Here is a 12,240-nt window from a genome sequence, read left to right as displayed (position 1 = left end):
TTATGACTCCACAACTAACTGATAAATATATGGTTACAATAGCAGAACGACTCACATCCGCCTACGCTAGAATTGCAGACGCGGCAAAAAACGCACAGCGAAACACTAACGAAGTCACTTTACTGGCAGTGTCTAAAACTAAACCAAGCGAAGATGTTATTGCAGCTTATGAGCATGGCCAGCGCGAATTTGGTGAATCTTATGTTCAAGAGGCTATAGATAAAATAGCTCAACTACAGTCATATAGCGATATCATTTGGCATTTCATTGGACCTATTCAATCAAATAAAAGTGCTTTAGTGGCTGCCAACTTTGATTGGGTGCAAAGTGTTGATCGTATAAAAATAGCCAAACGATTAGATTCCCAGCGCCCAAACGATAAATCGCCTCTTAATATACTTATTCAAGTAAATATAAGCGAAGAAGAAGCCAAATCGGGTTGTAGTGTTGGGCAAATTTCTGAACTTGCCGATTTTATTAACCAATGTAAGCACTTAACACTTCGCGGTTTAATGGCAATTCCGGCTAAAAGTGACGATCTGGATACGCAAATTCAATCTTTTGAGCAATTACAAACTTGCTTTGATAAACTAAAGACCCAATATCCTCAAGTAGATACTTTGTCGATGGGTATGAGCGGTGATGTTGAAGCTGCCATTAGTGCAGGTTCAACCATGGTAAGAGTCGGCACAGACATTTTTGGAACACGAACTTAAAAGGTGATAACAGATTTATGTCAGATAAAAAAATCGCATTTATAGGCACAGGTAATATGAGCTACGCCATTATTGGTGGCATGGTAAAAAACGGTTTTAACGCAAGTAACATTATTGCGACTAACCGCAACCAAGAAAAGCTTGCAAAGGTAGCAGCCGATTTCAAGGTGCAAACCACCAGTGACAATAACGAAGCCCTGCGCGATGCTGATGTAATTGTTTTGTCTGTTAAACCACAAATGATGGGCGATTTATGTAAATCGTTTCAAGATTCGGGCGTAGATTTTAGCGACAAACTATTCATTTCTGTTGCTGCGGGCTTAACTGTAAAACGCCTTCGCGAAATGCTAGGTCAAGACGTTAAAATGGTACGCTGTATGCCAAACACACCGTCTTTATTAGGCCGTGGTGTATCAGGTTTATATGGCGCGGGCGAAACACAAAGCGAACACGAGTTTGTACAACAAGTTTTTGAATGCACTGGCATTGTTGTATGGGTTGAAAAAGAATCTCAAATTAACGACATTATTGCTGTGACTGGCTCTTCGCCTGCTTACTTTTTCTTATTTATGGAAGCCATAGAAGAAAAAGCCAAAGCGCTGGGCTTTAATGATGAAGACGCTCGTCGCCTGGTACAACAAACAGCCCTTGGCGCCGCCGAAATGGCACTTAGCCAACCTGATATTACTATTTCGCAACTACGTTCAAACGTAACATCTAAAGGCGGTACGACTCACGCAGCTGTTGAGCACTTAAAAGATGAAGGCTTAACTAAAACCGTTGGCGATGCAATGGATGCGTGTATTGCGCGTGCGATGCAAATGGAAAAAGAACTTTAAAACCACTTTTTTATTGAAGGTTACACTATGAATGCCATGCAATTTTTGATCAGTACCCTGTTTGATTTGTTTTTAATGGTGGTATTACTGCGCTTTTGGCTGCAGTGGGCAAAAGCCGACTTTTATAATCCAATGAGCCAGTTTGTGGTTAAAGCCACGTCGTTTGCGGTAAAACCACTGCGTAAAATCATTCCGGGGTTTGGCGGACTTGATTTAGCATCTTTGTTGCTGGCATTTATAGTGGCTGTAGCCAAAATTAGTACTTTAATGCTTGTTATATATAATGCGTGGGCAATACAGCCTGTACTTATTCAAGCACTTATAACGGTACTAAAAGAAGGCCTTAACTTAGTTTTTTGGGTACTTATTATTCGCGCTATTTTAAGTTGGGTTAGCCAAGGTTATAACCCTATAGAAGCGGTTTTCCATCAGCTTACTGAGCCAATGCTAAAACCAATTCGTAAAATATTACCATCAATGGGTGGCTTAGATTTATCAGTTTTAGTGCTTATTATTGGTATTCAGTTTTTGCAAATGTTGCTTATGGACTTTTTAGTCTAAGCACTTAATTTTTGAGTAAAAGAGGCCCAAAGGCCTCTTTTTTATATGTTTTGAGGAATACATAATGAACCGTTTAATTAAGTTTTGTTTTATTGCTTGTTTAGCATTTGCATTTAACGCGCAAAGCGAAGAAATGCAAGGCGCACAATACAAAGAGCTTGGCCCTTGGCAAGTGCATTACATCGCTTTTCCTTCTACTTTTATTCAGCCAAAAATAGCGAAAGCGTATGGCCTTGAGCGAAGCGGATACAAAGGCATTGTGAATATTTCTGTTTTAAAAAATGATGCCGAAAACACAGCCCAAACGGCAAAGCTTACAGGCACAGCTAAAAACCTACTTGGCAACAAGCAAACGCTTACTTTTAAAGAAGTAAAAGAAGGTGAGTCAATTTATTACCTTGCCCAAGTTGATTACACCAACGAAGAGATTTTACGCTTTGAGATTGAAATACAACAAAGTAATCAATTTCAAAAATTACAGTTTCAGCAAAAATTTTACGTAGATTAATAACATGACCAAAACTTTAGTACTTGCTACAGGTAACCCTGGCAAAGTAAAAGAGCTAGCTAACATGCTAAGCTCTCTGAATATTAATGTAGTTCCACAGAGCGATTTTAATGTAAGTGAAGTTGCCGAAACCGGCACTACCTTTGTTGAAAATGCCATTATTAAAGCACGCCATGCCGCTAAAATTACTGGCATGGCAGCTATTGCCGATGACTCTGGTTTAGAAGTTGATGGCTTAAATGGCGCACCCGGTGTTTACTCAGCCCGCTTTGCAGGCCTAGGTGCCAGCGATCAAGATAACATTGATAAGTTACTCGTTGATTTGGGTAATAACCCTATCCGTAGTGCACGTTTTTGGTGTGTACTGGTATTAATGCGCCACGCAGATGACCCTACTCCACTTATTTGCAGTGCAAGCTGGGAAGGCGAAATTACGCTCACTCAAAATGGCAACGGTGGCTTTGGTTACGATCCGGTGTTTTTTGTAGCAGAGAAAAATTGTACGAGTGCTGAGCTTACAAAAGAGCAAAAAAATGCAGTGAGTCATCGCGGACAAGCGCTACAAAAATTATTGCTAGAGCTAAAGCAAAAAGGCGGCCTGTGAACCTTCCACCACTGAGCTTATATGTGCACGTGCCTTGGTGCGTGCAAAAATGCCCGTACTGCGATTTTAATAGCCACGGACAAAAAGGTGAAATACCTGAAGCTGAATATGTTCAGCATTTAATTGATGATTTAAAAGCTGATTTGCACTTAGTGCAAGGGCGTAAAATTCACAGCATTTTTATTGGTGGCGGCACTCCAAGCTTATTAACTGGTACAGCTTACACCCGCTTACTAAAAGAAGTCGATAGCCTAATTGGACTTGAAGACAACTGCGAAATTACCCTTGAAGCCAACCCTGGCACAGTAGAAACAGGTCGTTTTAAAGATTACGTAAAAGCAGGTATTAACCGTATTTCTATTGGCGTGCAAAGCATGCAAAACGACAAGTTAAAAGCACTTGGTCGGATTCATGGCTGCGACGAGGCTAATTATGCTGCGCAGCAAGCTAAAGAAGCCGGTTTAAACAGCTTTAACCTTGATTTAATGCACGGCTTACCGGGGCAAACACTTGACGATGCACTGAGTGATTTAAAGCAAATAATAGCGCTAGATCCTCCGCATATATCTTGGTATCAACTAACTATTGAACCTAATACTCAGTTTGCATCAAAACCTCCCACCTTGCCACAAGACGAAACACTGTGGGACATTCAAGAACAAGGGGTCGAGTTACTAGCTCAAGCAGGTTACATACAATACGAAATATCAGGCTATGCAAAACCAGGCTATCAGTGCCAACATAACTTGAATTATTGGCGTTTTGGCGATTATCTCGGTATTGGCTGCGGCGCGCATGGTAAGGTTACTGATGCAAATACAGGGCTTATTACGCGTACCGAAAAGGTTAAACACCCACGCGGCTATATGGATTTAATTAAACCGTATATGTACAAAAGCTGGCATGTAGAGCAAGACGATTTAGCGTTTGAATTTTTTATGAATCGCTTTCGCCTTGTTGAGCCTTGCCCAATTAATGATTTTAATAAATTAACAACACTGCCACTGCAAAGTCAGCAAAGTGCATTAAACCAAGCAATTAATAAAGGTTTATTGACTCAAACAGGCAGTCATTGGCAGGTAAGCTTAAAAGGTCATCGCTTTTTGAATGACCTGCTAGAATTATTTGTGTAGCGCCCAGCGCTACACAAAAAATAAATATAAAACACCCTAATGGGTTTCTAACAACAAAAGGGAAAACAATGCGTAAACTTACCTTTATTGCGGCCGCAGTAAGCGTTGCACTACTTGCTGGTTGCCAGCAAACAACACAACAAGCGACTTCAGCTCCTATTGCACAAACAGCAGTTCAATCACAACAAAGTGAAATAGACAAAGCCAATGCGTTTTTTGAAGATACATTTAACCGCGATGTAATGAGCAGTCCTGTATATCAAACATACATGGGTATTAAGCAAGATTACGATAAGTGGGACGATGGCAGCGAAGAAAGACAGCTTAAAGATTTAGCGCAAACAAAAGCTGACCTCGTTGCACTAAAAGCAATTAGCCGTGATTTATTAGATGATGCGACAAAAGTTAGCTACGACTTAAAAAAACAAGATCTTGAAAGCTCAATTGCTGACTTTAAATGGCGTTACCATAACTACCCTGTGAACCAAATGTTTGGTACACATTCTATGATCCCTGCATTTTTAATTAATCAGCACTCAATTAGTAATGTAAAAGAAGCTAAAGACTACATTTCACGCCTAAATGGTGTAACTGGTGTTATTGATCAGCTTATTATTGATTTAACTGTACGTGCAGAAAAAGGCATCATTGCCCCTAAATTTGTGTTCCCACATGTTATTGATTCAAGCAAAAACATTATTCACGGTGCACCGTTTGAAAAAGGCGATGATTCTACATTGCTTGCTGACTTTAAACGTAAAGTAACAGCGCTTGAGATTAGCCAAGACGAAAAAGACTCGTTAATCAGCGATGCATCGGATGCATTAAAATCGGCTGTTAAACCATCTTACTCTAAGCTAATTAATTACCTAGCGCAGCTTGAGAAACGTGCTGATGATCGCGATGGCGCATGGAAACTACCTGACGGCGAAGCGTTTTATAACAACGCACTTAAGCGCACAACTACAACAGATTTAACGGCTAAAGAAATTCATGCAATTGGTCTATCTGAAGTGACACGTATTCATGATGAAATGCGTGAAATTAAAGACAAAGTGGGCTTTAAAGGCGACTTAAAAGCGTTTATGCAGTTTATGAAAACTGACAAGCAATTTTACTACCCTAATGATGCACAAGGTAAACAACGCTATCTTGATGAAGCCACTGGGCTTATTGATACAATGAAAACGCGTTTAGATGAGCTATTCATTGTTAAGCCAAAAGCTGATTTAAAAGTAAAAGCAGTTGAAGCATTCCGTGAAAAAGCGGCAGGNAGGTAAAGCATTTTACCAACAGCCAGCTCCGGATGGTTCACGCCCAGGTGTTTACTACGCAAACCTTTACGACATGGAAGCAATGCCAACGTATCAAATGGAAGCACTGGCTTACCATGAAGGTATTCCAGGACACCACATGCAAATAGCTATTTCGCAAGAGTTAGAAGGTGTTCCTAAATTCCGTAAGTTTGGTGGCTACACAGCGTATATTGAAGGCTGGGGTTTATACTCAGAGTTCATTCCTAAAGAAATGGGCATGTACTCAGACCCTTACTCAGATTTTGGTCGTCTTTCAATGGAATTATGGCGCGCATGTCGTCTAGTAGTTGATACGGGTATTCACGCAATGAAGTGGACTCGCCAAGAAGGTATTGATTACTACGTAAATAACACGCCTAATGCAACATCTGACGGTGTTAAAATGGTTGAGCGTCACATTGTAATGCCTTCACAAGCAACGGCTTATAAAGTGGGTATGCTTAAGATTCTAGAACTTCGTGAAGACGCTAAAAAGCAACTGGGTGATAAATTTGATATTCGCCAGTTCCACGACGTAGTACTTAAAAATGGTCCTGTACCACTAAATGTACTAGAAAATTTTGTAAATGAATGGGTAGCAAGCAAAAAGGCTTAAAACCAATTTAAACAATTGCTTTAAATATGAAAGGTCGCATTTGCGGCCTTTTTTGTTTTATAGTAGTAAAAAAGATTTTTGGAAATAATAATGGATTTAAGCATACAACTACTTAATGCGCGTATTTCAAAGCAGCAGTTAAATGAGCTCGATAACGACTTTAAGCAGTTAAGCCCTGCTCAGCAAACTTTGCAGCTTAACCATTTATATGACAGTGCCCAACGGTTGAGTGTTAAGTATGACTTTATGCAAAACATAGCAACCCGTATACTAAGTACTAATACAGCACCTTCTCCATTTATTAATCAACTCACTAATATTGACGCATTGAGTTTTTTTACCCCAGCGCTGAGAGTAAATAAAGGCTTTTTAGTACAAGATACACAAGGAAATAACGTACTGCACAATGTGTTTAAGCATGCCGATGCTACAAAGCTGCCATTTAACTATGTGCGCTCTTTGATGTTGTTTGAATCAAATGATGAGTTAGCTAAAGCGCTGGCGCAGCCCAACTCTCATGGCTTAACACCGGTTGCCTGCTACATAGCCTATGCAAATAAACCTAGCACACCGGTAAAGCATGAATTTTCAGCTTTGTTAGCATTAATGGAAATAGAGCAAAAACAAAATCCTAACGCTAAACAGCAGCTTACCAACGTAATAAAAGGGCAAAAAGTTAACGAGACCACAATTTTACTGAGCGCCGCTTACTTGCAACGCTCAACGGCGCAAGTTGCTCACTTAATCAAGGCGCTTTAATTCACTCACAACTTCTGTACGCACACTGTCTATGGCATGTGTAATAGATTGCGCAGCACTTTGGTGATCAACCATATTTGGCCAATTTGTTTGCCAGACCTTTTGTAAGTCTTTTGTTTTTAAATGTACTTTATCAACGGCTAAGTAGCTTAAGTCATGAATTAAGTTAACTTTAACCCAGCCTTTTCTGGGGCTGCCATCTATTTTGTTATTATCGTAATGTGCTGCAAATACAATAAGCTCAAGCTCGGCTAGTTCTTGTAAAATTTGAAAGCTAACAATGCGTGTATTGTTGTTATCTTCACTTGCCTCCACCCGCCATGCATTATAACTAAAGCCTATAAACGCAAATACTACGCTCGCTATAGCAGTGAAAAAATACGAACGGGGCGCCAGTACAAACTGACCATATTTAGACTCTGACATATTATTTCCTAGAGCCTATTTATCTTTCGAGGTTAAATTTGCAGCAGTATGTTTGGTATTTAGGCAAGGCAGAGCCTATGCAGTGTGGTTATTTCCCATAAATAGGCGGTAACGTGGAATAAATGCCAAACATGCGCTGCCGAAGGGTTCTGCCTAGGGGCAATTTACTCTTTGTTGCCTACATGGATGTAGGTAAGGGGCGTGAGCAGGACGCGGAAGCTTAGCTCGGTTTTTACTTAGCCCGCTAGGTTACAAACCTCACGCCGCGATTAAATCGCACCTAGATTGAACAAATTTTAATTCTGAAAGGTCAACAGGCCCTAGTCATTTAAGTAATATTCAACACTGGTTACCACTCTTATATTTTTTATTTGCGGTGTGTTTGAATCTCGATTACTGATACTAAATTGCCCTTGGCGAGCTGTTTTTATTTTGCCTAATTTTGAATTAGAGTCTTTAGCAAATTTATTAGCGACTTCACGCGCTTTTTCAGTTGCTTCTTGCACCATCGCAGGCTTTACATCATTGAGGCCAGTAAAGATGTATTCAACTTTTGTTTCGTAGCTATCTTGCACTATTGCGATATCTTGTTTAGCAAGCTGGCTTACTTTACTCAGCGCGTTTTGCACTTTATCTGGCGCAGCAGAATAAACAATAATATTTGAGCGCACTATGTATCTAAATTGTTGATTTTCATTACTGTATTCACGTGCTTGCTTATCAATAACTGACTGGCTACCTATTGTTATTTCATCGTTGTCAAAACCATGGAGTTTTAAAAAAGCAGTTACCGCATCATTTTTTTTCTCAACCCGGCTTACTAATTTTTCAAGATTATTGTCGGCATCACTAAATTGCAGAGGCCAAATTACCGTATCGGCTATTACTTCTCGCTCGGCCAATCCCTTAACCTGCACAGTACGTTCCATTCCTTTCACACTCAAAGCGGTACTTTTTAAAATAAACCCTAAGCTAATTAAGCCTATACTTAAACAAATAGCCGCTATAACAATGTAAAAACCGGGGGTTTTATTCACAATAATCTCCTTGATTGATATCAATAATAAGCATCGAGACGCTCGAAATAACACAGTAAACAGGGTACATTGAAACTATAAATAACGCAAAATTTAATCAGCCTAGGAAAAACCATGAGCCTTAAGCGTATAACCCAATTTTTTAACCCAAGCTCAGTGGCCGTTATTGGCGCCTCTAACATATCAACTCGGGCTGGTTTTGTGGTTATGCGCAACTTACTTCAAGGTGGCTTTAAAGGGCCGATAATGCCTGTTACTCCAAGCCATAGCGCAGTACATGGCGTACTTGCTTACCCTTCTATTGCTGACTTACCAAAAGTACCCGACCTTGCTGTTATTTGTACTAACAAAAACACCTTAATTGATATTATTGAGCAGCTTGGAGAGCTTGGCTGTAAAACCGCTATTGTTATTGCCGATGGGCTGTCTGGGGAGCAAAAAAGCGCGCTTGAAGCATGCGCTCAAGCCAAGCAAGTTACTTTGCTTGGACCCAACTGTTTAGGCTTGCTGATCCCTCATATTGGGTTAAATGCGAGCTTTTCACATACCGTGGCAAGCCCAGGTAAAATAGCATTTGTATCGCAATCAGCAGCAGTATGCTCAACCATTTTAGATTGGGCTAAAAACAAAGAAATTGGCTTTTCATATTTTGTATCAGTAGGCGATTGCCTTGATATAAACTTTAATGAACTACTCGACTTTTTAGGTCGCGATGCTAAAACCAAAGCTATTTTACTCTACATTGATAACATTGAAGATATTCGTGGCTTTATATCAGCAGCAAGAGCTGCGGCCTTTAGCAAACCTGTAATTGCGATTAAAACAGGTAAAACAAGTGCCGGCGCACTCGCGGCCGAAATTCACACCGGCGGAAAGCAAAGCTCTGATGCTGTTTACGATGCGTTATTTCAACGCGCTGGTATGCTGCGCGTAAATGACTTACGTGAACTGTTTGCAGCGACACAAACACTCGCCATGCACCCCAAATTATTAAAAGTAGAGCAACTGACTATTTTAACTAATGGTGGCGGCCCGGGTGTTATGGCCGTTGATGAGCTAATTCAAAGCTCCGGTAAATTAGCAGAGCTAAGCATTGAGACCCGAAATGCGCTAAATAAAGTCATCCCACAATCCGAAACCACCTCAAACCCTGTGGATATTTTTGGCGACTCAGCACCTGCACGTTATAAGCAAGCATTAGAAGTTTTACTGCACGCAAAAGAAGTTAAAAACTTACTGATTATCCATACTCCCTCAGCGCTTGCGCCCAGCGAAGACTACGCCAACATTATTGTAGAAACCTTACAAACATTACCTAAAATGGCGCGCCCTTACGTTATAACTAACTTTATGGGTGAAGACGCATCTTACGCTGCCAGAAAAGTGTGCTCAAACAACGCAATACCCACTTATAGAACACCAGAGGGGGCTGTTGGTGCATTTATGCACTTGGTAACGTATCGTCGTAACCAAAAGCATTTAACGCAAACACCCGAGTCGAACACTGATGACGCTAAAATAAATAAGGTGGCAGCTAGAACCCTTATTAATGAGTTTTTAGATGATGCACAAAGCTACTTACCTACTCATCAGGCAAGCCAAGTATTAAACCACTATGGTATTAAATGCATTCAAACTGAAGTGGCTTACACCCCAACAGAAGCCAAAGAGCAAGCCATTGAGCTTGGTTTTCCGGTCGCGTTAAAACTTATTAGCCCAAGTATTGCTTCGAAGTCTGAAGTAGGTGGTGTGGTACTTAACTTAAACGACGCCAACGAGGTTGAACAAACTGCTTTTGCGATGCTTATCCGTATTAAAAATACGTATCCGGATGCTGTTATTGAAGGGTTTTCATTACAAAAAATGGCGCCGCGAGCAGGCGCTAATGAGCTGCGAATTGCGATTAAAACCGAGCCTAATTTTGGCCCTGTTATATTACTAGGTGAAGCAGGCACCGGCCTTGAATATGCGCAAGCCGCCGTTGCTCTGCCCCCTCTGAATATGAACTTAGCAAAATATTTAATTGCCGCAGCGCACGATAAAGGCGTATTAAAGGAGCGCATACTCCCCGAAAAAGTTGATAAGTATCGTTTGTGTGCACTGCTAACGCGTATTTCTCAGTTAGTTATTGATCAACCTGACATAAGCTCAATGGAACTAAATCCTATACTTGCCAGTAATGGTCAATTTTTAGTGCTCGATGCCACCATGACACTTAGCCGCTATCAAACTCAGATCAATCGTAAGCGCTTATCTATTCGTCCCTACCCTATTGAACTTGTTGAAGTGGTAACGCTTAAAAACAACACCCAAGCTACGCTCAGACCGATAAAGCCAGAAGATGAACAAGCCCATAAAGCATTTGACGAGTCACTTAATAAAGAGGACAGATATAAACGCTTTTTTGGCGAACTACCACAATTTAACCACGACCAACTCGCTAAAATGACCCAAATTGATTATGACCGCGAAATGGCGTTTATTGTTTGCCAACGCTTTGAAGGTAAAACTCGTACACTGGGTGTGTCTCGCGTTATTATGGACCCCGATAACCTGCATGCTGAGTTTGCCATTGTAGTACGCTCAGATTGCCAAGGTTTAGGGCTTGGTCGCATACTAATGAGTGCTGCAATTAACCACTGTAAACGCCAAGGTGTGGAATCGATTGAAGGCATAACCTTACCAGAGAATACGGGGATGATTGAGCTTGCCCGTAAGTTAGGTTTTAAAATTAGTCGCGACTTTGAAGAAGGCAGTATTAACATGGTACTTAAACTTAAATAATGAATGAACCGCAAACTTTACGCCAAAAAATGGCTTGCCTGTTTGAAGGTACAGGTCAATATCAACGTTCAGGGCATATTCTTGATATTGCACTCATTAGCATAATAATGATTAACGTTGTAGCCATTGTTATTGAGTCTATTCCCAGTGTGGCGCTTAAATATTATGACGAATTTTTAGTTTTAGAAATTGTCTCTGTCGCTATTTTTGCTGTTGAATACTTAGCCAGACTTTGGGCCTGTATAGATAAAACACAATATGTAGCAATGGAAGGCTCGAACAGTAAACGCAGATTAAAATATTTTTTATCGCCACTGGCACTTATTGATTTAATTGCTATTTTACCTAGCTTAATGATGTTTTTATTCCCGCTCGATTTACGCTTTTTACGCGTACTTAGGTTATTAAGAGTATTTAAACTCACTCGTTACTCCCGTGCAATGCAGTTATTGTTACAAGCATTTATGGATGAAGGTAGTTCATTAATGGCTGCTTTTTTTATAATGGCCGTCGTGCTTATTTTAGCTTCATGCGGAATTTATTTAATTGAGCACGATATACAGCCAGATACTTTTGGCTCTATTCCTGCGGCTATGTGGTGGGCAATGGCAACGCTAACTACCGTGGGCTATGGGGATGTAGTGCCTATAACGGCAATGGGGAAATTTTTTGGCGGTGTGATCACATTGCTAAGCATGGGCATGGTCGCAATTCCTACAGGGTTATTGGCGTCTAGCTTTTCAGAACAAATACGTAAGCGCCGCCAATTTTTTGAGGATGCAGTGCATGAACAAATTCAAGATGGCACACTTAACCAAGCCCAACACGAACACTTAGAAGATCTACGCTACAAATTAGGGCTAAGTAAACTTGAGGCCAATAAAGCGATTAAGACCCAACTCAATCAGCACAATAGTCATATTTATTGTCGCCATTGTGGTAAACGCCCTTAATTTTCTATC

At 40.6% G+C, this 12,240-nt stretch carries 11 protein-coding genes and 1 pseudogene; 10 read left to right on the top strand and 2 right to left on the bottom strand.

The window, feature by feature from the left end:
* The first annotated feature begins 2 nt into the window (after positions 1-2).
* The 8 genes and pseudogenes from L652_RS0119490 to L652_RS0119455 all read left to right on the top strand — a co-directional run bounded on the left by L652_RS0119490 (position 3) and on the right by L652_RS0119455 (position 7,031).
* Complete coding sequence (locus L652_RS0119490) at positions 3-716, top strand: YggS family pyridoxal phosphate-dependent enzyme (RefSeq protein ID WP_024596217.1); 714 nt, start codon at positions 3-5, stop codon at positions 714-716.
* 17 nt (positions 717-733) lie between these two features.
* Positions 734-1,555 carry a pyrroline-5-carboxylate reductase gene (gene proC, locus L652_RS0119485; protein WP_024596216.1) on the top strand — a complete coding sequence of 274 codons (822 nt, stop codon included), beginning with the start codon at positions 734-736 and terminating at the stop codon, positions 1,553-1,555.
* A 27-nt stretch (positions 1,556-1,582) separates the two neighbouring features.
* The gene (locus tag L652_RS0119480) at positions 1,583-2,116 is read left to right on the top strand and encodes a YggT family protein (protein ID WP_002962568.1); all 534 of its coding nucleotides are present in this window, start codon (positions 1,583-1,585) and stop codon (positions 2,114-2,116) included.
* A gap of 64 nt (positions 2,117-2,180) precedes the next feature.
* Positions 2,181-2,624: a DUF4426 domain-containing protein gene (locus tag L652_RS0119475; protein ID WP_024596215.1), complete on the top strand. Its 444-nt coding sequence runs from the start codon at positions 2,181-2,183 to the stop codon at positions 2,622-2,624.
* Positions 2,625-2,628: 4 nt separating this feature from the next.
* Positions 2,629-3,228, top strand: a complete 600-nt coding sequence (gene rdgB, locus L652_RS0119470) for an RdgB/HAM1 family non-canonical purine NTP pyrophosphatase (protein ID WP_024596214.1) — start codon at positions 2,629-2,631, stop codon at positions 3,226-3,228.
* A complete protein-coding gene (gene hemW, locus L652_RS0119465; RefSeq protein ID WP_024596213.1) occupies positions 3,225-4,361 on the top strand; it encodes a radical SAM family heme chaperone HemW in 1,137 nt (378 codons plus the stop codon). The genes rdgB and hemW overlap by 4 nt, the downstream gene beginning before the upstream one ends.
* Positions 4,362-4,429: 68 nt before the next feature.
* A pseudogene (locus tag L652_RS01000000124175) lies at positions 4,430-6,272 on the top strand (DUF885 domain-containing protein).
* Between the two features lie 90 nt (positions 6,273-6,362).
* Positions 6,363-7,031, top strand: a complete 669-nt coding sequence (locus L652_RS0119455; RefSeq protein WP_024596211.1) for a hypothetical protein — start codon at positions 6,363-6,365, stop codon at positions 7,029-7,031.
* On the opposite strand, the gene L652_RS0119450 is transcribed toward L652_RS0119455, so the two are convergent.
* Together L652_RS0119450 and L652_RS0119445 are read right to left on the bottom strand one after the other, a co-directional pair.
* The gene (locus L652_RS0119450) at positions 7,014-7,457 is read right to left on the bottom strand and encodes a hypothetical protein (RefSeq protein WP_024596210.1); all 444 of its coding nucleotides are present in this window, start codon (positions 7,455-7,457) and stop codon (positions 7,014-7,016) included. The genes L652_RS0119455 and L652_RS0119450 overlap by 18 nt on opposite strands.
* 320 nt (positions 7,458-7,777) lie before the next feature.
* Positions 7,778-8,494 (bottom strand): SIMPL domain-containing protein, encoded by a 717-nt coding sequence (locus tag L652_RS0119445; protein WP_024596209.1) that lies wholly within the window; start codon positions 8,492-8,494, stop codon positions 7,778-7,780.
* 114 nt (positions 8,495-8,608) lie between these two features.
* Between L652_RS0119445 and L652_RS0119440 the strand changes: the two genes are divergently transcribed.
* Entirely contained in the window at positions 8,609-11,278 is a 2,670-nt protein-coding gene (locus tag L652_RS0119440) for a bifunctional acetate--CoA ligase family protein/GNAT family N-acetyltransferase (RefSeq protein WP_024596208.1), read from the top strand.
* On the top strand, positions 11,278-12,231 hold the full coding sequence (locus tag L652_RS0119435) for an ion transporter (protein ID WP_024596207.1): 954 nt from the start codon (positions 11,278-11,280) through the stop codon (positions 12,229-12,231). The genes L652_RS0119440 and L652_RS0119435 overlap by 1 nt, the downstream gene beginning before the upstream one ends.
* Positions 12,232-12,240: the final 9 nt, after the last annotated feature.

It is taken from the genome of Pseudoalteromonas sp. TB25 (assembly GCF_000497995.1).
Classification (GTDB): Bacteria; Pseudomonadota; Gammaproteobacteria; order Enterobacterales; family Alteromonadaceae; genus Pseudoalteromonas; species Pseudoalteromonas distincta.
This window is presented reverse-complemented; position numbering and strand designations above follow the sequence as displayed.